This is a genomic window from Paenibacillus sp. FSL R5-0908, from assembly GCF_038006245.1.
Classification (GTDB): domain Bacteria; phylum Bacillota; class Bacilli; order Paenibacillales; family Paenibacillaceae; genus Paenibacillus_AQ; species Paenibacillus_AQ odorifer.
Genome location: NZ_JBBOUV010000001.1, coordinates 5,455,631 through 5,480,011, shown reverse-complemented (window position 1 = coordinate 5,480,011; position 24,381 = coordinate 5,455,631). Strand labels below are relative to the sequence as shown.

The window sequence follows — 24,381 nt, the reverse complement described above, 5'->3', positions numbered from 1 at the left end:
CACATCCAGTGCAGAGGAGGCAAATCTATGAGCCGCTTGATCACAGGCAACATATATTATGGATTTCAGGTCGTTAATGAGGAATTTATCCGGGAGATCGATTCCGCCGTATTCACGATGGAACATCTGAAGAGCGGCGCCAGGCTGCTTTTCGTGCAGAATCAGGATGACAACAAGGTATTCAGCGTGAGCTTCAGGACCCCGCCTGAAGATAGTACAGGGGTCTTTCATATTTTGGAGCATTCTGTATTATGTGGTTCGGAGAAATATCCGGTGAAGGAACCTTTTGTAGAATTGCTAAAGGGTTCGATGCAGACATTCCTGAACGCATTTACGTTCGGGGATAAGACGATGTATCCGGTGGCGAGCCGGAATGAGCAGGATTTCTCCAATCTGATGGAGGTCTACCTGGATAGTGTATTTCAGCCGAATATTTATAAGCAAAAGGAGATTTTTGAGCAAGAGGGCTGGCATTACGAGCTTCAGCAAACAGAAGACGAGCTGATCTATAAAGGCGTGGTTTACAACGAGATGAAGGGTTCCTATTCCTCGCCGTTTACGGTACTGATGGACAGGATCAAAAAGTCGTTGTATCCAGACACGATTTACCGCCATTCTTCAGGTGGAGATCCGCAGGAGATTCCTGCGCTTACGTATGAGCAATTCCTTAAGGCGCACAGCAATTATTATCATCCGTCCAACAGTTATTTTTATCTGTACGGAGACGTCTCTATTGAAGAAAAGCTGCAATTTATAGACCAGGAATACCTTAGCCGTTATGAAAAAAACAGCTTTGATACCTCCATTCCCCTACAACAGCCTACCGGAATGACGGAGCTGGTAGCGGATTATCCGATTCTGGAAGCAGAAACGGCCGACGACAAAACTTATTTGAGTCTGAACTATGTAATTGGAACCTCTACGGATCGGGAACTGAATCTGGCTTTTGATATTTTGAAAAGCATGCTGATGGACAGCAATGCAGCTCCGCTTAAGCAAGCCCTGCTGGAAAGCGGTCTAGGTAAAGATGCCTTTGCTTTTTATTCCGACAGTATGGTTCAGCCGCTGCTTGGCATTACCCTGACACATTCGAACGCCTCCGCCAAAGATGCCTTCGTGGAGCTGGTGAAGACCACATTAAGCAGCTTGGTTAAGAACGGGCTGGATGAGAAGCTGGTGCTGGCGGCGGTCAACAGCAAGGAATTTGAACTGCGGGAAGCGGACTTTAGCCGATATCCAAAGGGACTTACTTACAATATCGAAGTGATGAAGTCCTGGCTCTATGACGGTCAGCCGTCTACTCCTATGCTTTATGAAGAGGTATTCACTACCATTCGGGAAAAAATAACGGATCGTTATTTTGAGAAGCTGATTGAGGTCTACTTACTGAATAGTGATCATTGCAGTCTGGTGGTGCTGAACCCGTCCAAGACGATTGCAGCCGACAAGGAAGCGAGCACCCAGCGTCAATTAAGTGAATACAAATCATCGCAGCAACCAGACCAGCTGGAGCAGCTTGTGCAGAGTACACAGCATCTTCTGGCGCGGCAAGGCCGTGCAGATGCAGCCGAGGATTTGCAGAAGCTGCCAAGTTTATCTCTACAGGATATTAACCGCAGTGCTGAACCTCAGGTGCCATCCCATGAATATAACCTTGAGGGTCTAAAGCTGATCCACCATAACGTATCTACTCAAAAGATTGCGTACTGCAAGTTTTATTGGGATACGAGTGTTGTGGCTCCTGAGCAAATTCCTTATCTTGTGCTGCTGGCAGAGGTATTGGGCCAAATGGAGACAGCTTCTTACAGCATTGAAGAGCTCACTAGTGAAATTGGGATCAAAACCGGAGGCATTCATTTCAAAAACGAGATCTTTGGCGCTGCAAAAGATACTGGAGCCAGTTATCAGCCTAAATTCACTGCGCAGGTTAAGGTGATGGCGGGGCATATTGGCGAATCGCTGGATCTGCTGCGCGAGCTGCTCTATACCAGCGCGCTCGATAACCTGACGAAGCTACAGGAAATCGTGCGCCGGGAAGCTTCGCAGATGGAATCGGTTCTGAACCAAAAAGGCAATGAAATTGCGGCCAGCCGCCTGATGTCTTATTTTTCGGACATGGGAGCGTATCAGGAACAACAGGGTGGCGTGGCCTATTACCGCTTTATCCGTGAGCTTGCCGAGAAGATCGATCAGCAGGGAGCTGAGGTGGCAGACACGCTGAAGGATATCTGCACGGTTTTATTCAATAAACAGAATTTAATCATCAGCGTGACGGGTACCCCTGATTTGTATGAAGAATTCGCCGCTAATGTAGCGAAGCTGGATATTCAGGATCGGCCAGTGGTGAATAAACCTAAGATTACGGCGCAGGGGCATGCGGATAATGAAGGCTTTATGTCTTCCAGCCAGGTGCAATATGTGGTTAAAGGCTACGACTTCAACAAGCTAGGATTTACGTATTCCGGCAAAATGCAGGTGCTCAAAAAAATCATGAGCCTCACCTATCTGTGGAATGCCGTGCGCGTGAAGGGCGGAGCTTATGGCGGAAGCCTGATGCTGCGCAGAGATGGGATATTGATGTTCACTTCCTACCGTGATCCCAATTTGCAGGAGACGCTGGAGGTTTATGATCAGGCGTACCGATTCACCGAAGGATATGAAGCGGATGCCGACGAGATGACCAAAGCAATTATCGGTACCCTGTCCATGCTGGACCAGCCGCTGAGCCCAAGCGCTCAGGGACGGCGGGCGGACCGGCATTATTTTGAGCAGGTAACCGGGGCCGAGCTGCAGCAGGAACGGGATGAAATCTTGTCGACCACACCGGAAGACATCAGACAGTATGCCTATTTGCTTAAGGCTGTGACGGAACAAAATTATTTCACAGTTGTCGGCAATGCCTCCAAGTTGAAAGCGAAAAAAGTCTTATTCGGAAACCTAGAAGAACTAGTAATGTAATTCTCTCTATAAACTCCTCTTCAGTACCTGTCTGCCGACAAGTGCTGGAGAGGAGTTTTTTTGTATTTAGTTAGAACCTTGACAGTTAGAGTTCTAACTATTATGATAATGATGTTACTTAGAGTTCTAACTAATCCGCAAGAGGAGGAAATCACAATGAACAAACCCGTTGTAGACACACCATTTTCTAATTTAATACGAGAGATTGGGATGAAAATAAAAGGTACAGCTGACACCAGGTTAAATGAGTTAGGTCTGAACTCACAACAAGGCCGCATGATCGGCTATATTTTTGAGAATCAAGCAGAAGGGGTTATTCAGAAGGATTTAGCGGAGGTCTTTAACAGGAAGGGGGCGAGCATCACCAGTATGCTTCAGGGGTTGGAGAAGAAAGGGTATATCCAGCGTGTCACTCCTGAAAATGATGAACGTCAAAAGAGTATTTTTGTATTGGAAAAAGGTGCTCTTTTAGTGGAAGAGTTCAATGAGATTTTCTCTGAGGTAGAAGCAAGCATTACTAAGGCGCTTAGTCCGGAAGAAACTGCAACCCTAAAGTCTTTACTTCAAAAAGTTAGTTCAAGTTTATAAACGTTTGGAGGTTCACTTATGACAAATGAGTTCTCAAATCAATATTATTTAGAGTCGGCGCCTATGAAAAAAGCGATCGCTCATTTATCGATTCCCATGATGATTGGGATGTCTGTGGGTACTATTTATAATGTAATCAATGCTTACTTCATCGGCTTATTGCACAATACAAGTATGCTGACCGCAATCACGCTGGGCCTGCCTATTTTCACCGTTTTAATGGCTTTTGGAAATGTATTGGGGGTAGGCGGAGGAACATTTATAACCCGCTTGGCGGGGCAAAAAGAGACGGAAAAAGGGAAAAAGGTTGCCGGATATACTTTTTACGGGAGTATTGTAGTGGGGCTTCTTATCGCGCTCATCGCTTGGTTAGCTATTAATCCGATCACGCGAATGCTTGGTGCAGATGCTGCTACCTTAGACTTTACGAAGTCTTATGCGCTCACTCTTTTTGCAGGCGGATTTGCTGTTGTGCTTAATTTTGCTTTGGAACAACTGGTCCGTTCGGAAGGGGCCTCGAAGGAATCAATGTATGGTATTTTTATCAGTACGGCTTTAAGTTTGATTTTTGATCCTTTATTTATTCTCGTGCTGAATTGGCATGTTGCCGGAGCTGCTTTGGCTATGGTTTTAGCAAATTTGGGCTCTGCCATTTATTATATTTACTTTTTGGAAACGAAAAGTGAGCATTTAAGAGGATTTTTGAAGCATTTCAAGATATCTGTACGAGATCAGCTTGAGGTTTATAAAATAGGTACAGCGGAGCTATTGCAAGCCAGTTTTTTAATTGTCAGCACGCTTTTGTTAAATAACTATTCCATTCAATATGGGGAGAGTGTGGTCGCCGGATTTGGTGTGGCTTTAAGAATTGTGCAGATTCCAGAATTTTTATCGATGGGTTTATTTTTGGGATTGATTCCGCTATTTGCTTTTAACTTTGCTAGTAAAAATACGGAGAGACTTAAATCCAGCATCAAATACGCTTTTGCATATATAGGCAGCATTGCAGTTGTTTTTGTGAGTCTAGTATATGTGTTTAGAGGAACGATTCTTCATTGGTTCTCAGGCGATCCTTCTGTGTTAAGCATGGGAACTTATATTTTGGCAGCTATGCTGATTTCGGCTTTATTTAATGGATTTACCGGATTATTTATGAGCATTTTTCAAGCAACGGGGCAAGGCACACCCACCACTATTATGGCGATAAGCCAAGGTGTATTATTTATACCGATGATTATCGTATTACATTCTTTTTTTGGCCTGCACGGTGTGATTTGGTCGATGACTGTGACTGAGGTAATAACGAGTGTGATGGGTGTGGTTTTGTTTATGATTTTTCGGAAAAAACTGAATAGTGCAGGCGGGGATGGAAAAGGCGCTGTAGAGGTTACGCCGGTATAACGCGATTGCTTTATGTAAAACTCAATATGGATTTTGTTTGCTGCGGGAGCTTAGCTCGCGCTTTTTTTGCGTTGTGCAAAAGGAATATAAAACTGCTGGATCGGTAAAATTCGTTCCAAAATGAACAATTCTAGTTCTTATGATGACTGCTTACTTTTTCTACAATTATGGATAAGTAAAGGAGGAGAACTATGATACGCAAAAAAAGGTTTCATCTTAACATGGACACACGCGAAGCGATGGCGGGATATCTATTCGTTGCACCGCTTATGCTTGGGTTGATCATCTTGACGTTGATCCCGGTGCTGGGTTCACTGCTGTTAAGCTTCACGGACTGGAACTTTGTGGCTGGGTTAGGGGGCATTAAGTTCGCGGGCGTGGATAATTTCATCAGGCTGTTTCATGATGATGCTTTTATGAAAAGCTTGTTGAACAATTTGCTCTTTATTATCACAGTACCAGTTACGATCATCGTTGCCCTGCTGCTGGCTATCCTGATTGATAAACAGGTTTTTCTGAAGGATTTGTTTAAAGTGATTTATTTCCTTCCTTATATCTCCAGTGTAGTAGCCATCGCTATGGTTTGGCAGGTTATGTTTCACCCTTCGCTGGGACCCGTCAATCAATTCCTGATGTCACTGGGGTGGAACAACCCACCCAAATGGTTAGCGGATATCCATTATGCTCTGCCGTCGCTGATGCTGATTCAAGTCTGGATTCAGCTCGGTTACAACATTATTATTTTTATCGCAGGTTTACAGAGTATTCCAAAGGATCTTTATGAAGCGGCTGATATCGATGGTGCCAACGTCTGGCGCAAATTCCGCAACATCACGGTTCCCTGCATTTCGCCCACTACCTTTTTCCTGCTGGTAACAGGGGTTATCGGTTCATTTAAAATCTTTGATCTGATACAAGTGCTGACCCAGGGGGGACCGGCTAACTCCACGACCGTTATCGTCTACGAGTTATATGATACAGCCTTCAATCAGCTGAAGACAGGTTACGCCTCTAGCATGGCACTCGTTTTGTTCCTTATTTGCCTGATTATTACAGCCTTGCAGATGTTGGCGCAAAAAAAATGGGTCAACTATTAAAGGCGGAAAGGAGAAATTACAGTGAAAAAAGAGCTTCTATCCAGAACCTTCTGGACCATCGCCATGGGACTGCTAGGTATCGCATTTCTTTTACCGTTCCTATGGATGTTATCCACTTCCTTTAAGCTGGAGAAAGATGTGTTTAACTTTCCGATTCAATGGTTGCCACAGCAGTGGAACCTCATTGAAAATTATAAACAGGTATGGTCGGGTGACTTCGCTCGCTATTATGGAAATTCCATTTATATTACGCTGGCTACGACTATAATTAATGTGCTGATATGCGCACTTGCTGCTTATGGGTTCTCCAAGCTGCGTTTTCCGGGCAGGGATGCGATGTTTATAGTTGTATTGGCACTTTATATGGTTCCTCCGCAGGCTTCGTTGGTTCCACAGTTTCTACTGTTTAACTGGCTGAATTTAATTGACACACATTTGGGATTGATCCTGATTAACAGCTTTAGTATTATTGGAGCGTTTATGCTCAAGCAATTTTTTATGGGGGTAAACAACGAGTATCTTGAATCGGCGCGGATGGATGGAGCAGGGCATTTTCGCTCTTTTCTACAGATTGCCTTTCCGCTGATCCGTCCCGCTGTAGCTACTTATGCTATTTTGCGCTTTATTTGGACCTGGAACGACTATCAATATCCACTCATTTTTTTGAAGTCCAAGGAGCTGTTCACGATTCAGCTGGGGATCCGGTTGTTCGGGGATCAATACGGGGATGTCTATTCACTCATGATGGCTGGTGCGGTATCTGCAATTCTGCCGTTGCTGATCATTTTTGCTCTCGGGCAGAAGCAGGTTATTGAGGGAATTGCCCTCGGAGGTGTGAAAGGATAATAAAAGTCAAAATAGTTTCTCTTCGGTAGAATATGAGAACTTTCCTCGTCAATCCTGCATGTTAGGATGTTCTTGTAAGCAGTTACATAGTCACTGGTTATTAAGCGAGTGATGCCCAACACATTTATAGGAGGGTCTAAATGAAAAAGAAATTATTATCTGCATTCATCATCACATCGATGGCGTTATCATTGGCCGCTTGCGGCGGAAATGCGAAAACCAATAATGCAGAAGCGACTAATGCACCCGATGCTGGTGGAAATTCAAAGCCTGCAGCAGAGAAGGTTACCCTAAAGCTGAGCACCTGGCAGACAGAAGCCAAAGCGAAATGGAGCACGATTATCGCAGAGTTTGAGAAGACGCATCCCGATATTCATGTGGAAGTAGATTTGCTGAATGAAAAAGGTGATTCGGTTGCCTCTATGCAGAAGCTGGATTTGATGGCGGCTGCAAGCGATCCGCTGGATATTGTCGAACTGCCTTATACCAACTATTCACAACGTGCAGATATCGGTTTGTTGGAACCGATGGATGACTATATTCAGAAGGAAGGTTATAAGCTCGCAGATGAATATCTGGTGGACACTACGGTCAATGGCAAAATCTATGCGTTACCGTCTTCCATGCAGCGCTGGTTCGTGCTCCTTAACAAAGAAATGTTAGATGAGGCGGGACTTCCGGTTCCGACCGATTGGACATGGGCGGATTTCGAAGAGTATGCCAAGAAATTGACCAAGGGTGAGGGCGCAACGAAACGTTTTGGCGCGTATCTGCATAATTGGCCGGATTATTTCCAGCTTCAGCTGATGAGCAAGTCTACGGATAATACTTTTCTAAAAGCTGATGGAACCTCCAATGCACTTGACCCGCAATTTAAGGCTAATCTGCAGATGATGAAGAAAATGATGTACGAAGATAAGAGTGCCACTCCTTATGAGGATATTATTTCGCAAAAACTAGCCTACCGGAATCAGTATTTTAACGGTTTAGCAGCGATGCTTCCGATGGGCGACTGGATGGTTGCGGAATCGGGTGGAACGGATGCCATTCCGGCAACCTTTGTTACCGCGTTTGCGCCGATCCCCCGTCTTGACAGTGAGAGCAAACACTACTCACCCGTACAGCCGACCTACATGGGAATAGCCGCTAAATCCAAGCATAAGGAGGCTGCTTATACCTTTGTGCGCTGGTATACCTCAGAAGGACTGGAAATCGGTGGACGCGTTTTCTCTGGCTGGGCCAAATCAGATACGAACAAATTAGTGGATACAATTGTCAGTGGTTCTAAGGATTCCTCTAAGATTGATGTAGATTCTCTGAAATATACGATGGAGAACTCGACACCTGGTGCAACGCAGGTTCCGGCTAAATATGCGGATGAAGCTAAGAACAACGTTATTCCAGAAGCGGAGATGTATCTCCTTGGCCAACAGGATCTGGATGTCACAGTTGCCAATATCGATAAAAAAATAACGGAAGTTGTTCAGAACAATAGCGGAAAGTAAGCGGAGACTGATTGTACGCTTTTCAAAGGGGGCTTATAATGTGGGGGCAGGAAAGCATTTCTGCCTCCTGCTCCAAATTCAAACAGATGTGGGGCCTGTAATCCGTGTTTAGAAAGCATCAATCCCTCCGTAAGAAACTTGTCTGGTCATCGCTGATCTGCGTGCTGATCCCGCTTGTCTGCATTTACATGGTTACAGATTATTTGACCCGGGATCTCATCCTGGAGAAAGCGGTTGGTAGCGCAAGAGAATCTTTAAATGCAGCCAGCGCCAATATGAATGCCATATTTGAACAGACACTGGAACAGTCCAACTTTGTGCTCCAGAACAGCGAGATCAGGCAGATGATGTCTGCCGATTCAGAGTCGCTCCGTGCACCAAAGCAGATCATTCAGTATAACCGTATGTCACGGATGCTGGATGATATGTTTGTTTTAACAGAATATTTGAAGGTGACGTTAATCGGAAAAAATGGTTTTATTTATACCAGTTATCCTTACAGTGACTTTAACCCGAAAAATTTCTACAACAAGAATTGGACATCGTTGCTGAAACAAATTCAACCCATCTCGACTTATTGGAGAGCGGAGCACGATACGTACTACAATTATTCTGATAAAGGCTCAGCTGATTGGGTAACCATTGCGAGGCCGATTCAATCGACCTCCAGCAGTACCATCGGATATTTAATTATTAATATCAATGAGCGTAAGCTCCGTCCTTATCTAAATAACGATAATGATAAAGAGATGATGCTTTTGGATGACAAGGGAACTGTAGTTTCCCATGCTGATAAGGGCCGAATCGGAGAGACGATGACGTGGTTGAAAAAGGATGACGAGCTTGACACTGTGGAAATCGACGAAGAGAAGTTTTTATATGTTGATCAGGAGCTGAGTAGCAACAAATGGCGGATGGTCAGCATTATCCCGCTGAAGGCAGCCTTGTCAAAAAATAAGCAGATTTTATTTATCAGTCTGGCGGTGCAGATTCTTTTCTTTACCTTGTTTTCCGTTCTCTTAACCGTTCTAATCTCAAAGCTGACTCAGCCTATCGTAAAATTAAGCGCTTTTGTAAAGCGAATTGGTCGTGGTCAGTTAGATGAACGTTCGTTCATTCGAGGGAATAATGAGGCAGCACAGCTCGCCCGCACCATTGACCAGATGCTGGATCGGATCGAGTCTATGATTGAACAAATCACTTATGAACAGACGGGAAAAAGAAAAGCCGAACTAGAGATGCTGCAAGCGCAGATCAATCCACATTTTATGTTTAATCTGCTGAATTCGATTCGCTTAAATATTCTGATGCAAGGCGATCGGGAGAATGCTGAGTTGATTGGTTCGCTGTCGTCTTTGCTCCGTATGACCTTTAACAGGGACAATGAGTTTATCCCGCTTCGTGAGGAGACAGATACGATATCGCATTACGTCACTTTAATGAATTTCCGCCATGCCAATCAGGTCAGGCTGGAAATGAATTTAGCGGACGGGAGCGCTGAAGCACTGGTGCCTCGATTTATGATTCAGCCCATGATCGAGAATGCCATCATCCATGGCTTCGAGCAGTTTGGTGGCGAGATTTTTATTGAAGCTCGTATTGTTGCAACTACAGGAAGCTTGGTTATCACCATTAAGGATAATGGGATCGGGATGTTACCCGAAACTTTAACAAGACTTCGTGAAACCGCATACAGCAGCGAACAAATTACAGAGGAGGACAGAAAAGGGTTCTCCGGCATAGGTTTACGCAATGTGGCCCAACGCCTCAGTATGATTTATGGCGCTTCTTTTAAGCTGAATATTCAAAGTGAACCTGATGTGGGCACAGAGATTTGTCTGGAGTTTCCTCTGGATTACGGAAAGGTGGGTGTGGAGAATGCTGACGGCAATATTGGTGGATGATGACTATCCGGTTATCCGTTATTTGTCGCAGGCCGTACCTTGGAGTGAGCTCGGTATTGAACTCATCGGATGTTATTATAGCGGTCTCGAGGCTTGGGAAAAAGCACAGCAGAGTCCACCAGATCTTATCATTACCGATATTGGCATGCCCAAGATGAACGGGCTGGAGATGCTGGAGCTATTCAGAGCTGTGCAGCCCGGAATCCGTGCGATTATTCTCTCCTGCCACAACGAATTCAAATACGCCCAGCAAGCGCTGAAATTAAACGTAGGAGAATATATTTTAAAAGAATCACTGGATATTGAGCAGTTACAGCAAGCGATTAGAACCCTTGTGGCGGAAGTGGGACTGAATAGGCAGCAGCATACGGAGATGCTGGTTTATAAGCAAAAGCAGTCTCAAAATCGCGCCGCGCTGAAGGAAAAGTTTCTAAAAGATACCTTGTATCAATCCTGGGACAAGGGGGCTTGGATCGAGCAGGCCCGCTCAAACGGAATTATGATCCATGCCAAAAACTATATTCCGCTGGTTATTGTAATTGACCGTCCAGAGGAAGCTTCAAGGGTGCGCCGGATGAGTGAATATACGATTTCTTTTGCGGTTGAGAATATTATGCAGGAAGTGCTTGAGGCTGATCACAGTCTGTTTATTTCGAGATACAGCCATAAGGAGATTGTCATTCTCTTTTGCAGCGACCAGCCTTCCAAAGATCACCAGGCAATCTATCACTCCATTCAAAATGCAGCCTCTGCGGTTCAGAAATATCTTAAACTCTCTGTCTCTTGCTTATTTGGCGCTGAGGCGCGCAGTCCTGAGGAAATTCGCGGAACATTGCAGCGGATGCTGAGGGAGAAAATACAGCGCTTTTATCTCCCTGCGGCGGGAATCCACCGTTTTGAAGAAGTCTGCTTTTCCGGAGAAGATATTTATGCTGAATATGGAACCTTATACGCTGTTATCAATGATGATATTGCCTTGAACAGGAACACGGAGCTTCGCGTTCATGTAAAGGAATGGAGAGAATGGGTGGCCTCGCAAAAATTCCATCCGAATGAAGTCAAGGAATGTGTGCTTCGCTTGCTGATGGACTTGCAGATGAAGACGAAACAGCTTCTGCAATCTCCATTGCCTATAACCGAAGAAAAGCTATTTAGCGTGGTTGGTGACATTGAAACTCTGGAGCATTTGGAACAATGGCTGGTGCAGTACTTAGAGGAATTAGCGCGGAAAATAAGTATGTTCTCCATCAAGTCTAAACGGAGTGAGGTCATCAAAGCCCAGCAGTTCGTGATTAGTCATGTGACAGAGAAAATAACACTGGAGGACATGGCAGGCCGCCTTAACTTAAATGCCAGTTATTTCAGCCGCTTATTCAAACGGGAAACAAACCAGAACTTCATTGAATATGTAAATATGCTAAAGCTTCAGAAGGCAAAGGAGCTGCTTAACCAATCTGAAAAGACAGTGGAAGAGATCTCCGAGTATCTGGGATATGCCAACAAAAGTTATTTCATCAAGCTGTTTAAACGGGAAATGGGCATGAGGCCTAGTGAATATGCGGCTTGGCATTGAGTGTGGACAGGAGGAAACATTGCTGTGGAAATAAAGGGCACTAGAAATGAATTACAGATGTTCCTAAATGAACTATATACTCCACTGGAGAGCAGATTTACCTCTGGTTGTGCAGGAATTAATATGGGCGCTACAGGATCGATTTACAATGAGGCTACGGCGCTTATGGAAGCTTTCGCCCGTCCTCTATGGGGCCTTGTTCCCCATGCCAGCGGTGGAGGGGAAAGTGCACTTTGGCCGATGTTTCTGGAAGGGATCATCAACGGAACAGACCCGGAGCATGAAGAATATTGGGGGCAATTTACTACCAAAGATCAGCGTATGGTAGAACAGGCCGTGTTGGGACTGGGGCTTGCTCTTGCACCACATAAAATGTGGGAGCCGCTGAGCGACACGCAGAAAATGAATGTATATAACTGGCTAAATCAGATTAATCATGTGGATCGTTCCAATCCGAATAACTGGCTGATGTTCACGGTTCTTGTGAATGTGGGCTTCAAGAAAGTCGGATTGCCTTATGATCAGAGCATAATGGATGATTATCTAGCGCAGATCGATACTTACTATCTTGGTGACGGTTGGTATTCCGATGGATTGACCGATCAGAGGGACTATTACATAGCTTTTGCTATGCATTATTATACGCTGATATACGCTAAGCTGATGGCGGATGATGATCCTCAGAGAGCTGCTGTTTATCGGGAAAGATCAGCACGATTTGCCGAGGATTTCATTTATTGGTTCGCTGAGGACGGAAGCGCACTTCCTTTTGGCCGTAGCCTGACCTATCGTTTTGCACAGGTTTCTTTCTGGAGCGCGCTGGTGTATGCAGAAGTGGTTCCTTTTTCATATGGCGTTCTTAAGGGAATCATTATGCGCCATTTTCGTTGGTGGTTTGAACAACCTATTATGGGATTAGACGGACTGCTTAGCATTGGATATGCTTATCCGAATCTAGTTATGACAGAGAGCTACAACGCCCCCGGATCTCCGTATTGGGCCTTTAAAGCTATGCTTATTCTTGCCTTGCCAGGTGATCATCCTTTTTGGCAGGCGGAGGAAGAGCCGCTGCCTATTTTGAAAGAGGTACGGGCTCTCCAAGAGGCGCGAATGCTTGTGAGTCGTCCCGAAGGAAACAGGCATGTTATTGCCTATACCTCTGGCCAGATGGCTAATTTTGATATGGCCCATAGTGCAGCCAAATATTCTAAATTTGCATACTCCACTCTGTTTGGCTTTAGTGTCCCGAAAGCGGGTTACGGGTTGGTTCAAGGCGCTTACGATTCTACACTCGCATTATCCGAATGTGATGAACACTATCGGGTACGCAGATTCTGCGAGACCTGGGAAATCGGGGAGAGCTATGTATATTCCCGCTGGCATCCCTGGAGTGATGTACATGTGGAGACATGGATTATTCCGGCAGGTCTATGGCATGTTCGTATTCACAGCATTCATACTGCCCGGAGGTTGGATGTAGCGGAGGGTGGATTTGCCATTGGCCAGTCAGCTGGCTTCTCGCACAGTGAACGGGAAACCATTAAAGTATCAAACACTGCTGTTTCGGTGCAGCTGCCCTGGGGAATCAGTGCCATACATAGGCTAAGCGGCTTTGATCGGGGAGAGTGCGTACATCCCGAGCCGAATACCAATCTGCTAAAGCCGCGGACACTTCTTCCGAGCTTGTGCTCCAGACTGGAACCGGGAGATCAAGTATTGATATCTGCTGTCTTCGGAGCGACGAATACTCCGGAGAACCAGGCAAGTCTTGCTTCACCGCCGCTTATTCAATGGCACTCGGACGGAAGGGTTGCTGTATACGAACCTAGTAACGATACACTTTTGCATACTGTTGATTTAAGGGAAGGGAGAAACAAAGATGTGGAATAAGGCTATTGAGGATGCGATTCACAAAGTTGGGAGCAATATGGCTAACCATCCGGGTAAACTGCCTCATATCGCTGAGGGGCAACAGTACGAATGGGGAGACAACGACGACTGGATAGAGGGTTTCTATGTTGGGATGATGTGGCTTGCTTATGAATATAGTAAGGATTCATGCTATAAGGAGGCGGCAGCCTCTTGGTTAGGGGACTTCAAGCATCGTCTGGATCAGCACATCGCCCTGGACCATCATGACATTGGTTTCTTGTATACACTGACTGCAGTAGCGGAGTGGAAAATAACGGGCAGCGAAGCGGCGCGAGCTGTCGGCCTGCAAGCTGCGGACACGCTGTGCAAGCGCTGGCGTGAACCAGCAGGGATTCTTCAGGCCTGGGGACTGGAGAGTGACCCGGAGAATGCGGGACGTATCATTATTGACTGCTTGATGAATTTACCTCTATTGTTCTGGGCAGCGGAGGAAACAGGAGATAAGCGCTATTATGAAATAGCGCTCGAACATGCGTTTAAGAGCCGGAAATTTCTTGTGCGTGGGGATGCCTCTTCTTACCATACTTTTTATTTTGATCCGGCTACCGGAAATGCAATTCGTGGAGGAACACATCAAGGTTATGAGGACGGATCGACCTGGACACGGGGTCAAGCTTGGGGAATATACGGTTTTGCTCTGGCGTATCGCTATACGCAGAATGAGGATTTTCTTAATACCTCTAAGAGCCTAGCGGATTATTTTATCAGTCATCTACCGGAGGACGGTGTGGCTTATTGGGATTTCGATGTGCCAGTGGGAGCGGATACCCCTCGCGACAGCTCGGCTTCGGCGATTGCTGCAGCCGGTCTTTTGGAACTGCTCGATCACCTAGGCGCAGATGATCCGGACCGGGCCATTTATGAAGTTGCTTTACACCGTAGCATGAAATCCCTAGTGGAACATTATGCGACATCTGGAAATCCGGAAGCAGAGGGACTTCTAAAGCATGGTTCTTATCATGTGAGAGGTGGACGTGTGCCTGATGGTCATATGATTTGGGGAGATTATTATTATTTGGAAGCGTTGATCCGCTTGCAGACCGGCATCCGAGGCTATTGGTAGTGGGATGTTAGGGTGGGGCAAGGTTTAGCCTATAGAACAAGGAAACTGCTAAGACTAATCTCTTAGCGGTTTTTTTTGTGGACTACTATACAAGAATTTTAAAACGTAGTTATTTACTTGGAATAGTATGAATAAAATCATATCACCACGCGTAAGGTTTAATGTAAGATTTTGATAATTATTAGAAATTAAGAAAAGGGGATCGGGTTACTCAGATATGAATTTAGACTGGGAGTTTATCTACGAGAGTTTGCCGCTTTATGGTGAGGCGATGTGGCTGACAGTGAAGCTAGCGTTGTTAGCTATTGTATTCTCACTCCTTATTGGATTACTGTTCAGTATCGTCTTGTACTATAAGGTCAAAATCGTCAGTGATGTTATTAAGATCTACATTGAGCTTTCACGGAACACCCCTTTACTTGTGCAGCTCTTTTTTCTTTACTATGGCTTACCTAAGATCGGAATTCACTTTAGTGAGATGACCTGTGCGATTGTAGGCATGACATTTTTGGGCGGGAGCTATATGACGGAGGCTTTTCGAAGTGGATTCGAGGCAGTTAGTTTATCGCAGATTGAAGCAGGACAGAGCATTGGACTGTCTAAGCTGCAGCTGGTCAGATATGTTATTTTTCCTCAAGCCTTTGCGATAAGTATTCCTTCTTTAGGGGCAAATGCGATCTTTCTGCTGAAGGAGACCTCTATTGTAGGTGCCATTGCTTTAATGGATTTGATGAATGTGGCAAAAGACTTGATCGGCATGCATTACAAAACAGCGGAGTCTCTGCTCCTTCTGGTACTCGCCTATTTGGTGTTAGTCCTGCCCCTATCGCTTTTATTGACTTGGGTGGAAAGGAAGGTGAGATATGCAGAATTCGGGGATTGAGGTGCTTTTTGAAGGTTCTAATTTCGAACGATTGTTAGGGGGCTTACTTGTAACGATTGAAATTTCATTTCTCTCTATTGGAATCGGTACGTTATTAGGTATCCTTATGGGATTGCTCCGGACGCTGGGATCGAGGCCATTAAGGTTTATATTACGTCTTTATTTGGAGACCTTTAGAATTATTCCGATTCTAGTATGGCTGTATGTAGTACATTTCAGTTTCTCTCCATTACTTCATATCGATATCAGCGGGGAGGCTACCTCTATATTGGTGTTCAGCTTATGGGGAGCTGCGGAGATTGGGGATCTTGTTCGTGGAGCTTTGCAATCTATGCCAAAACATCAGGTGGAATCTGCCAGGGCGCTAGGTCTGAGCAGCAGTCAACTTTATCGGCATATTTTGATCCCGCAGGCTGTACGCAGAATGCTGCCGGGAATGATTAATCTTGCCACACGAATGATCAAGACAACATCACTGGTGGTGCTGATTGGAGTGATTGAGGTGGTAAAGATCGGGCAGCAAATTATTGAACTCGGCGTGATAAAAGCGCCCACCGCTTCATTCTGGGTATACGGCTTTATCTTTATATTATATTTTTCTGTATGTTTTCCGTTATCCAGACTTTCGAAAAAAGTTGAAAGCAGATGGCAAAATTAAGGCTTAGGAAGGAACGGTTGTAATGGCAGATTCCGGAGAACTCCTGCTGGAGGTTACACAATTACACAAATATTTTGGAGAGCGAAAGGTTCTGGACGGCATTGAATTGCAGGTGGAAAAAGGAGAAGTAATCGTTATTCTCGGTCCCTCTGGCTGTGGAAAAAGTACGTTCCTGCGTTGTCTTAACGGTTTGGAACCGGTTCAGGAAGGGGCGATACAATATCGCGGGCAGAACCTTGCGGGGGCTGCTGTAGATTGGCGTGAAGTTAGGCAGCATATCGGAATGGTCTTTCAAAATTATGAGTTATTCCCGCATATGACGGTTATGGATAACATTCTTCTAGGTCCTCTGAAAGTACAAAAGAGAGAGCTTAAAGAAGCAACGCAGCAAGCGGAACAGCTCTTAGAGCGGGTTGGGCTGCTAGAGCGTAAACTGGACTATCCACGCCAGCTTTCCGGTGGACAAAAGCAGAGAATAGCTATAGTAAGAGCTTTATGTATGAACCCGGAGATTATGTTATTTGATGAAGTGACGGCATCCTTGGATCCGGAAATGGTTCGGGAAGTGCTTGATGTGATCTTAGGGCTTGCTCAGCAAGGAATGACGATGATCATCGTGACTCATGAAATGGGGTTTGCCAAATCGGTTGGGGATCGGATCGTGTTTATGGATCAAGGAAAGATATGTGAGATCGCTGCCCCCCAACAATTTTTTACCCACCCTGCGACAGAACGTGCCCAGCATTTTCTGGATATATTTCAGTACGAAAAATTATAGAAATAGGAGAGGAAGAGAAATGAAGAAAAGTTTGAAATGGCTAACGATGCTGGTAAGTGTAAGTATATTATTGATGGGATTAGCTGCTTGCGGCAATAGTTCGGATAACAACGGAAACTCAGCATCTTCTAAATTCACTTCTATTGAACAGCTAAAGAAGAAAGGGAAGATTAAGATCGGCGTATTTGCAGACAAACCACCTTTTGGTTATGTGGACGCTGAGGGTAAAAACCAAGGGTTTGATGTGTATATTGCCAAACGCTTTGCCAAGGATCTGCTAGGGGATGAATCGAAGGTTGAATTTGTGTTAGTTGATGCTGCCAGCCGCGTGGCTTATCTTGAATCAGGTAAGGTTGATATCATTATGGCTAACTTTACGGTCACCGAGGAAAGAAAAGAAAAAGTGGATTTTGCTAATCCGTACATGAAATTATCCTTTGGGATCGTATCCCCAGACAGTGCTCCAATCACTTCCATTGATCAATTAAAAGGGAACAAGCAAAAGCTCATTGTAGCTAAAGGTACGACAGCGGAAACCTATTTTACCAAAGAATATCCGGATATTGAATTGCTCAAATTCGATCAGTACACCGAGATTTTTGCAGCGCTTAAAGATGGTCGGGGGGCGGCAATCGCTAACGATAATACAGAACTCATTGCTTGGGCTAAATCGAATCCTGGATTTACGGTCAGCATTCCTGCTTTTGGGGGTCAGGATACAATAGCTCCAGCAGTGGCAAAGGGGAATAAGGAATTGCTGGATTGGATTAATACAGAACTTGATACCCTTGGTAAAGAACAATTTATCCATCAAGCCTACAAAGAAACCTTAAATGAAATTTACGGTGAAGGATATACCGATGAGCTTGTCGTTGAAGGCGGGAAAATCCAGTAACGGATTGGGAATAACATTGCGGGGGCATCTGAGAAGATGCCCTTTCTGCAGATAGACTATTGCAATTTCTATAATGCCGAGTATAATACTGGGTATACAAAGAATAAGGAGTCGGTGAAAATGTCTGTCGATGATTATCTGGATCTTCTAAACTACGCCAAAGCAATTAACGATGGACAGTGGCAAGCTGACATCATAGACCGTTTGAATAAGCTGAGTAAGGCTTCTCATGCTGAGACAACAGAACAAAGTGTGAAAGAGCTGTGGAGTCAATTCGACGATGTAAATGCCATATTAATGGATTTATTTAATAAGCTGAGGGAAAGTGCGGATCCAGTAGAGCAGTATCGGTGGAAAGAGAAAATCTGGGAGTTAAAGCAGGAACGGATTAATCTATCGAAGAAGATTCAGAGTAGATATATCAGGATATAATTTAAGCCCACATTGTAATAGAAAATAAAAAAAGGCATGCAGTTAGTCTGCTCTGCCAAACTTACGATGGTCTATAGGCTACTTAGACATTTGCATTCCTTCGCGCATCATTGTCATACACATAGTCATCATTTCATCGCAGTCCTGCATTTTTTTCATCATCATATCCATGTTCATATCCATCATGCCCATTTCAGACATTTTTTCCATGCCCATCTTCATACAGTTCATCTTAGACATCATATCATCCATACACATGTTCATCATCATTTCCATACACATCTTGTCCATTATTAATTCCTCCCTTCTTTTAAATTACCTTTCTTCCATAAAATACTATACAATTTAGGAACAATCAACGCTAGATTTGATATTTTACTAACTTATTTTTCTTATTTGTCGTAATTATGTATATTCTTACCATGCGGATGTTATTAATCAGAATACTTATTTGCGGATCGGTGACTATAGGCTAGATTGCCTCAGGTCAGCGTTTTTTTACGTTCTACAGAGTGAGGAATTAATGAGCCGGATCATCACTCTGGGATAAACGAGAAGACACTGCCATAGGTCCCTGTAAATACGGGCTGACCGAATTTTTGTGTCCATTCCTTGAGTAGCTTATATGAGACATTTTTGCTCGTAATTACATAATCGGGCTGATCGTAATTAACGATCTCGGGAAGGTATTCAGAGAATCCGTGCATCGAGCGTTCAAAAGCAGTCCAACCCAATACGCCAAGAGAATCTTTTGTCACGAAGGGATCTTGTCTGCCATCACATAACACATCTCCCCCTCGAAACATGACATAGCCGGATGAACCGTAGTGGGCGAGAACTTTGGGTCGTGTACCTTCAGATGTATGCTGCAGAATATAGTCCATTTCATCTACAGGATATTTTTTGGCGTCAATAACTGGTGGTACAAGGAATAGATAAGCAATGTTTAGCAGCAGGCCAACTGCCAGTACCCCTCGTAATGTACTTTGTCGAACTAGAATACCTGTTTTGGTGAACTCAGGAAGCGCATCAAAAAATACAGCTGCAAAATAGGGGATGAACAGCCACATAAACAGGTTTTGCTTGAAGTTTGATACACCGAGGTATAGAATCCCAAGCATAAGAAAAAAGCGGAACGGTTTACGCTGGAGTGCAAAAGGAAGTGTACAGGCAAAGAACAAAAGCAATAGTAAGATGGGCAAATTCTCCAAGCTATTGAACCGAATCGGCTGCCATTCATTGATCAGCAGGTTAAAGTTCTTTTTCGTAACTGTCAAAATAAACAAGAGACTTTTTACGCCGCCTGGATTTAGAATACCAACTAACCAGACGAGAATGAAGACTATGATTTTACGCCTATTCAGCGTTTTTTGGATCAAGGATTCAAGCAGAGCCATCCCTGTAAATACAGCAATTACAAGCCATACTCCTGCATGGAAATTGGCAATGGCAATAGAAAGAGCAATCATCGCAGCGGCATATTTCTTTTGAGAACTCATTTGATATTCACGCAAATATACGAAAAACCAGACAATCATAAACGAAGAGATCATCTGTGGACGGCCTTTGAAATAATTATAATAAATCCAGCAAGAAATTAGCAGCACAAAAGGGAGCAGGAGAACATGGTCTTCTTGAAGTCCCAGTTCTTTGCGTGAAACCTTACCCAGCCGAAGCAATCCGAGCACTAAAAAGAACAAGCATACAGCGGTCAAAATATACACACCCGGCCATCCAAAAGCTGCATAAAGCGGGGCAACGAGCAGCTGGAATCCGAATTCATGAGGGACGTACGGCAGCTTATCTCCGTAAAAAGTATGTATGGCATGATGTAGAACTTGTCCGTGCTCGATCATATATTGTCCTAGCTTTATATGCCAGAAGGTATCGGGATCATTGTAAGAAAATTTAGGGAACATCAGCAAGATAGCGGCTATAACAAATATGCCATACAAAAATTTGTGTATATTGAATTTCATCATTATTTGTTTTTCCCCCGTTTTTTGTTCAATTATAACGAGACTTTCTTAAGGAACAGTAAAATTTATGAAGCGGAGTGAACACTCATGCATCAACTATTTACGTGGATATCTGAAACAGCGCTTCACCTTGTTAATTCTATGGGCATTTGGGGCATATGGTTAGGGATGATTCTAGAGAGTGCCTGTATTCCCATTCCCAGCGAAGTGATTATGCTCAGCGGTGGCTGGCTGATTGCGCAAGGCTCGCTTACTTTTATGGAAGTTGCAGTTGCTGGGATATTCGGAAACCTACTGGGTTCCATCATTGCCTATTATATTGGTAAGGCTGGCGGACGCCGCTTATTAGAGAAATACGGAAAATATATTCTCTTGAATGAGCATCATTTGGAGCAATCGGAGCGTTGGTTCGAGCGTTATGGCGAGAGTACCGTATTTTTTACTCGTATGTTGCCCTTTATTCGTACTTTTATCTCACTGCCCGCAGGGGTTGCTGGAATGAAAGCTTGGAGATTCATAACATTTACAGCACTCGGCTGTATCCCGTGGAACTTAGCTTTGATCTATCTGGGATACCGCTTAGGTGACAACTGGGGTATCGTTGAGCAATTTATTCGCCCAATCAGTTATACCATTTGTGGAATCGTGGTGCTTCTTGTGTTGAGATGGTTGGTACGGAGATTTCGTAACCAGACTTAATGACAACTCTTCGGGTGATTCCTGCTCGGTGAGCCTCGCAGCTTATTATGATAAATAAAGGTTAGGAACGTCGATGCTAGAATTAACTGTTATATGTTGAATGCATTCTATATTCAAGATTAATCTACTTATGTCTGGGAGGTTTGAAAATGAAGGTTAAACGAATCGTCGCCAATATAAACACGAAGGATATCACGGCAGCTAAATGCTTCTACGAGGATGTGCTCGGTCTTGATTTAATGATGGATCATGGTTGGATTAGAACTTATGGTTTAGACGAGGAGATGAGCATCCAGATTAGTTTCGCCTCACAGGGTGGCTCAGAAACGTCTACGCCTGATCTTTCAATTGAAGTCGATGATGTCGATACTGCATTTGAAAGCATGAAGATAGCTGGATTTCCGATAGAATATGGGCCTGTTGATGAGCCTTGGGGCGTTCGGCGATTCTATGTCCGCGACCCGTTTGGCAAACTTATCAACATCCTTGAGCATAGACATTAGAAGAGTGGCCACGGCGTGCAGAAATCTTGATTGTTCAATTAATGGGCAGATTTTATTAAATGGAAATATTATTAATTCAAAGGATATTAAAGTGATAATGACCAGGGGGTACTTTAAACCTGTTATTGGGATATTACCTTACAGGAGGAAGATCGTCCCATTGGATATGGCATTTAGGTATTCAAAAGCACAATTCGGCAGTTAAATGCGGTATTATATGGTACGATTATCCATAAGAGATGAGGTGCCTTTATCAAGAAGAAATATGCTTTCCTAATCGTTTCCATTTTATTATTTGTGATGGCTTATACAAAACCAAGTAGTCAAGATTATGATAATTACCTCCTTAAGGATCATGGTCTTAAATGTGACAGTTATGAAAGCTCAAATTGCTTTCATACTATTAATGACTTGAAATCATCAAGTCTCACACATCAGATTATTTTTATGACAGCAGAAACAAAAATTTTTGGAGAGGCAGATAATAAAATACGAGTAGTTGGTATTTTTAATCATTTTTTTGTAATAGAAAATCGTCTTCATCCTAAATCAGATAATAACAATAATATCGATGCTCCGTTAAGCTAACGGGCAGACGATAGTTGAATAATTTCGCGAATAACTTAAGTCGTGACGAATTTACGAAGTTCGCAAAAAGACGTTAGTCGAAAGAAGTTCTTAGTTTAGGAGGAGTCTATATGATATTAGAAAAAGTTATAAATAGAATTGTTATACAAAGTGAATATAAGGATTTTGTTGATAAGTATATAGATAATATACTTACCGAATTCAAGGGTAAGATTCATAGCATTTATATGTGTGGCTCGATTCCAAAAGGAACTGCTAAACCTTTTAATTCAGATGCAGACTTTACTATTGTATGTGTAAATCCCAAAGATATTGATTACGAAAGATTGTCAAATATTAAGGACAGGCTTTTAGAAGAATATCCAGTAGTAACTAAGATTGATACGATAATTTGCTCGATTGAAGATGTATTAAGTAAACCAAATGAGTGGGGTTTTTGGGTAAAGATAATTTGTGTTTGCCTATATGGTCATGACGTTGGTGAAAAAGTACCACCGATAATTATTTCTCCAGAGTTCATTTTAGACTTAAATACAGAGACTAAGGAGGAAGTAGATCGTATACATAGTTCACTTTCTAATGCTAGTGATAACACAATGAAAACTAGATATATTAAAGGTTACTCTAAGAGATTAATTCGTGCATTATACTCTTTGGTTTTAGAAGATACAGGGGTATGGCAAGATGACATTATTAACTCAACTTTCGCAGCTCAAATCTCCAAACAAACCCTTGATATAGCTGGGTAAACCGGAGATCCATTCCTGTAGTTGACAAAGAACAGCTGTTTTGTTCTTCTTGGTTTTCGCCTGGGACATTTCGAGAAATAAACTCATGAGCTGTTGAAGCGCAGTCTGGTAGTCCAGATCGCGGACCTCGTCGGCAAAGAGAAAGAAGAGTCCTCCGAGTGTGCGTTCGTCACTCGATTGACGCCGTTCGTATTCCATTGCTAAATATCTGCTGAATACAATTGTCGTATGGCTAATTAGCCCGTCAAAGGAACGGCCCTGAAATTCAGTTCCCAGTTTCAAATAGCTTTTGGTGACTTTGAAAAAGGTCTCTATGCTCCAGCGCATGCCATAGATTCGTACGATTTCAGCAGCATCCAGCGTCACATCGGTGCTTAAAATGGCCAGCCACTCCCGTTTTTTATTCCGGTTGCGGACAAACACAAGCTTCACAGGTAGACCGCAGGCGGTGTGCACGATGACCGAGCCTTTAATGTCTTTGGCATTCGATGTGGGAAGGCTTTGAAACACCTCGCGGAGTGTCATTCGCTTACCTTGAACCAGGTAGCGTTGCTTCATTCCTTTCACCATACCAATGACAGGAAGCCCTTTGGCGGTGAGCTCACGGAGCAGTGGAGCTTGCGTAAACCAGCTATCCATAAGCACGTAGTCGGCGGTGAATCCTGCTCGTAAGGCTCGTTCCAACAAGGCTACGACAGCATCAGGCTTCCGGGAAAAGGCCTCCATCCGGCGTTTGTAGCCGTTACTTCGTTTAGAGAGATTCGAAGCCATTTCACACAACCGATTAGTGATTTTAGCAGAAGAGAGCATGACAAAATCAAGTGGAGCAAAACTAAAGCCGTCCGACCAACCTAGGGTTAACATGGTGTAGCCTTTGATGAATTTACCTGTAGAATGGTCAAAAACTCGTGCCAACAACTCTGCTTTTTTGCTCCGGTTCCGGCTCAAAACGGAATCGTCGATAATGAACACACGTACTCGGTGCGACGAAATGAGCGATTCGAAATGGCGTACAATGCGAAGACTGAGGGCCTGCAAAAAGCGCCGCCAAGCAAAAGAAGCTTGATTCAAAAAACGGTAGATCACGTCTTTGCCGGGAAGGTTTGCTGCACGGTCACTTTCCAGAAGGCGAAACCAATTCTTCCCTTCGAAGACCAAAGAGAAAACGATTTGGAAAATGGCTAGACTTGAAAGACCAAAAGATTTAGAAATACCCGCTTGTCGCAAGGTTTTTCCGATCTGAAGACGGGTGAAAAGTTTGGAAAAACGTGACTGTTCACACAGGGAATGTTGTTGTAACATAGAGTTACGCACCTTTCTTGTTGGCATGGTTGGTCGCACTTCCATGAT

At 43.9% G+C, this 24,381-nt stretch carries 21 protein-coding genes; 18 read left to right on the top strand and 3 right to left on the bottom strand.

The features are described 5' to 3' along the window. The first annotated feature begins 27 nt into the window (after window positions 1–27). From MKZ09_RS24975 to MKZ09_RS24905, 15 genes are all read left to right on the top strand, one after another. Complete coding sequence (locus MKZ09_RS24975; protein ID WP_076208418.1) at window positions 28–2,958, top strand: insulinase family protein; 2,931 nt, start codon at window positions 28–30, stop codon at window positions 2,956–2,958. A 156-nt stretch (window positions 2,959–3,114) separates the two neighbouring features. Then, window positions 3,115–3,546 (top strand): MarR family winged helix-turn-helix transcriptional regulator, encoded by a 432-nt coding sequence (locus tag MKZ09_RS24970; protein WP_038572665.1) that lies wholly within the window; start codon window positions 3,115–3,117, stop codon window positions 3,544–3,546. Window positions 3,547–3,564: 18 nt separating this feature from the next. Next, window positions 3,565–4,947 carry an MATE family efflux transporter gene (locus MKZ09_RS24965; RefSeq protein WP_076208419.1) on the top strand — a complete coding sequence of 461 codons (1,383 nt, stop codon included), beginning with the start codon at window positions 3,565–3,567 and terminating at the stop codon, window positions 4,945–4,947. A 191-nt stretch (window positions 4,948–5,138) separates the two neighbouring features. Then, on the top strand, window positions 5,139–6,044 hold the full coding sequence (locus MKZ09_RS24960) for a carbohydrate ABC transporter permease (RefSeq protein ID WP_036683142.1): 906 nt from the start codon (window positions 5,139–5,141) through the stop codon (window positions 6,042–6,044). Window positions 6,045–6,107: 63 nt separating this feature from the next. After that, window positions 6,108–6,890: a carbohydrate ABC transporter permease gene (locus MKZ09_RS24955; protein WP_052097522.1), complete on the top strand. Its 783-nt coding sequence runs from the start codon at window positions 6,108–6,110 to the stop codon at window positions 6,888–6,890. A gap of 140 nt (window positions 6,891–7,030) precedes the next feature. Beyond that, the gene (locus MKZ09_RS24950) at window positions 7,031–8,395 is read left to right on the top strand and encodes an ABC transporter substrate-binding protein (RefSeq protein WP_076134609.1); all 1,365 of its coding nucleotides are present in this window, start codon (window positions 7,031–7,033) and stop codon (window positions 8,393–8,395) included. A gap of 104 nt (window positions 8,396–8,499) precedes the next feature. Then, a complete protein-coding gene (locus MKZ09_RS24945; protein WP_076208420.1) occupies window positions 8,500–10,299 on the top strand; it encodes a cache domain-containing sensor histidine kinase in 1,800 nt (599 codons plus the stop codon). After that, window positions 10,274–11,872 carry a response regulator transcription factor gene (locus tag MKZ09_RS24940; protein WP_076208421.1) on the top strand — a complete coding sequence of 533 codons (1,599 nt, stop codon included), beginning with the start codon at window positions 10,274–10,276 and terminating at the stop codon, window positions 11,870–11,872. Before MKZ09_RS24945 ends, MKZ09_RS24940 begins: the two co-directional genes overlap by 26 nt. Window positions 11,873–11,896: 24 nt before the next feature. Further along, on the top strand, window positions 11,897–13,762 hold the full coding sequence (locus tag MKZ09_RS24935; RefSeq protein WP_256719322.1) for a DUF2264 domain-containing protein: 1,866 nt from the start codon (window positions 11,897–11,899) through the stop codon (window positions 13,760–13,762). Then, a complete protein-coding gene (locus MKZ09_RS24930) occupies window positions 13,752–14,867 on the top strand; it encodes a glycoside hydrolase family 88 protein (RefSeq protein WP_076208422.1) in 1,116 nt (371 codons plus the stop codon). The genes MKZ09_RS24935 and MKZ09_RS24930 overlap by 11 nt, the downstream gene beginning before the upstream one ends. A gap of 217 nt (window positions 14,868–15,084) precedes the next feature. Beyond that, on the top strand, window positions 15,085–15,750 hold the full coding sequence (locus MKZ09_RS24925) for an amino acid ABC transporter permease (protein WP_076208423.1): 666 nt from the start codon (window positions 15,085–15,087) through the stop codon (window positions 15,748–15,750). Beyond that, window positions 15,731–16,408 carry an amino acid ABC transporter permease gene (locus MKZ09_RS24920; RefSeq protein ID WP_036683130.1) on the top strand — a complete coding sequence of 226 codons (678 nt, stop codon included), beginning with the start codon at window positions 15,731–15,733 and terminating at the stop codon, window positions 16,406–16,408. Before MKZ09_RS24925 ends, MKZ09_RS24920 begins: the two co-directional genes overlap by 20 nt. A gap of 22 nt (window positions 16,409–16,430) precedes the next feature. Continuing rightward, window positions 16,431–17,186: an amino acid ABC transporter ATP-binding protein gene (locus MKZ09_RS24915; protein WP_076134604.1), complete on the top strand. Its 756-nt coding sequence runs from the start codon at window positions 16,431–16,433 to the stop codon at window positions 17,184–17,186. A 19-nt stretch (window positions 17,187–17,205) separates the two neighbouring features. After that, on the top strand, window positions 17,206–18,081 hold the full coding sequence (locus MKZ09_RS24910) for a cysteine ABC transporter substrate-binding protein (RefSeq protein WP_076134603.1): 876 nt from the start codon (window positions 17,206–17,208) through the stop codon (window positions 18,079–18,081). Between the two features lie 120 nt (window positions 18,082–18,201). Next, complete coding sequence (locus tag MKZ09_RS24905; RefSeq protein ID WP_076134629.1) at window positions 18,202–18,513, top strand: hypothetical protein; 312 nt, start codon at window positions 18,202–18,204, stop codon at window positions 18,511–18,513. A 78-nt stretch (window positions 18,514–18,591) separates the two neighbouring features. On the opposite strand, the gene MKZ09_RS24900 is transcribed toward MKZ09_RS24905, so the two are convergent. Both MKZ09_RS24900 and MKZ09_RS24895 read right to left on the bottom strand, forming a co-directional pair. Beyond that, on the bottom strand, window positions 18,592–18,804 hold the full coding sequence (locus MKZ09_RS24900) for a hypothetical protein (protein WP_038572647.1): 213 nt from the start codon (window positions 18,802–18,804) through the stop codon (window positions 18,592–18,594). Between the two features lie 245 nt (window positions 18,805–19,049). Then, entirely contained in the window at window positions 19,050–20,495 is a 1,446-nt protein-coding gene (locus MKZ09_RS24895; RefSeq protein WP_076208424.1) for a hypothetical protein, read from the bottom strand. Between the two features lie 84 nt (window positions 20,496–20,579). Between MKZ09_RS24895 and MKZ09_RS24890 the strand changes: the two genes are divergently transcribed. The 3 genes from MKZ09_RS24890 (at window position 20,580) to MKZ09_RS24880 (ending at window position 23,031) form a co-directional block, all read left to right on the top strand. Next, window positions 20,580–21,191, top strand: coding sequence for a DedA family protein (locus MKZ09_RS24890; protein ID WP_076134601.1), 612 nt, complete (start codon window positions 20,580–20,582; stop codon window positions 21,189–21,191). Between the two features lie 149 nt (window positions 21,192–21,340). Beyond that, the gene (locus tag MKZ09_RS24885) at window positions 21,341–21,694 is read left to right on the top strand and encodes a VOC family protein (protein WP_076208425.1); all 354 of its coding nucleotides are present in this window, start codon (window positions 21,341–21,343) and stop codon (window positions 21,692–21,694) included. Window positions 21,695–22,392: 698 nt separating this feature from the next. Then, window positions 22,393–23,031 carry a nucleotidyltransferase domain-containing protein gene (locus MKZ09_RS24880; RefSeq protein WP_341041420.1) on the top strand — a complete coding sequence of 213 codons (639 nt, stop codon included), beginning with the start codon at window positions 22,393–22,395 and terminating at the stop codon, window positions 23,029–23,031. Here the strand turns inward: MKZ09_RS24880 and MKZ09_RS24875 are convergent. Next, window positions 22,981–24,333, bottom strand: coding sequence for an IS4 family transposase (locus MKZ09_RS24875; protein WP_076162475.1), 1,353 nt, complete (start codon window positions 24,331–24,333; stop codon window positions 22,981–22,983). The genes MKZ09_RS24880 and MKZ09_RS24875 overlap by 51 nt on opposite strands. Window positions 24,334–24,381: the final 48 nt, after the last annotated feature.

Coding starts and splice junctions, on each gene's coding strand:
- MKZ09_RS24975 (WP_076208418.1), top strand. CDS start 28: ATGAGCCGCTTGATCACAGGCAACATATATTATGGATTTCAGGTCGTT.
- MKZ09_RS24970 (WP_038572665.1), top strand. CDS start 3,115: ATGAACAAACCCGTTGTAGACACACCATTTTCTAATTTAATACGAGAG.
- MKZ09_RS24965 (WP_076208419.1), top strand. CDS start 3,565: ATGACAAATGAGTTCTCAAATCAATATTATTTAGAGTCGGCGCCTATG.
- MKZ09_RS24960 (WP_036683142.1), top strand. CDS start 5,139: ATGATACGCAAAAAAAGGTTTCATCTTAACATGGACACACGCGAAGCG.
- MKZ09_RS24955 (WP_052097522.1), top strand. CDS start 6,108: ATGGGACTGCTAGGTATCGCATTTCTTTTACCGTTCCTATGGATGTTA.
- MKZ09_RS24950 (WP_076134609.1), top strand. CDS start 7,031: ATGAAAAAGAAATTATTATCTGCATTCATCATCACATCGATGGCGTTA.
- MKZ09_RS24940 (WP_076208421.1), top strand. CDS start 10,274: ATGCTGACGGCAATATTGGTGGATGATGACTATCCGGTTATCCGTTAT.
- MKZ09_RS24930 (WP_076208422.1), top strand. CDS start 13,752: ATGTGGAATAAGGCTATTGAGGATGCGATTCACAAAGTTGGGAGCAAT.
- MKZ09_RS24925 (WP_076208423.1), top strand. CDS start 15,085: ATGAATTTAGACTGGGAGTTTATCTACGAGAGTTTGCCGCTTTATGGT.
- MKZ09_RS24920 (WP_036683130.1), top strand. CDS start 15,731: ATGCAGAATTCGGGGATTGAGGTGCTTTTTGAAGGTTCTAATTTCGAA.
- MKZ09_RS24915 (WP_076134604.1), top strand. CDS start 16,431: ATGGCAGATTCCGGAGAACTCCTGCTGGAGGTTACACAATTACACAAA.
- MKZ09_RS24910 (WP_076134603.1), top strand. CDS start 17,206: ATGAAGAAAAGTTTGAAATGGCTAACGATGCTGGTAAGTGTAAGTATA.
- MKZ09_RS24905 (WP_076134629.1), top strand. CDS start 18,202: ATGTCTGTCGATGATTATCTGGATCTTCTAAACTACGCCAAAGCAATT.
- MKZ09_RS24900 (WP_038572647.1), bottom strand. CDS start 18,804: ATGGACAAGATGTGTATGGAAATGATGATGAACATGTGTATGGATGAT.
- MKZ09_RS24895 (WP_076208424.1), bottom strand. CDS start 20,495: ATGATGAAATTCAATATACACAAATTTTTGTATGGCATATTTGTTATA.
- MKZ09_RS24890 (WP_076134601.1), top strand. CDS start 20,580: ATGCATCAACTATTTACGTGGATATCTGAAACAGCGCTTCACCTTGTT.
- MKZ09_RS24885 (WP_076208425.1), top strand. CDS start 21,341: ATGAAGGTTAAACGAATCGTCGCCAATATAAACACGAAGGATATCACG.
- MKZ09_RS24880 (WP_341041420.1), top strand. CDS start 22,393: ATGATATTAGAAAAAGTTATAAATAGAATTGTTATACAAAGTGAATAT.
- MKZ09_RS24875 (WP_076162475.1), bottom strand. CDS start 24,333: ATGTTACAACAACATTCCCTGTGTGAACAGTCACGTTTTTCCAAACTT.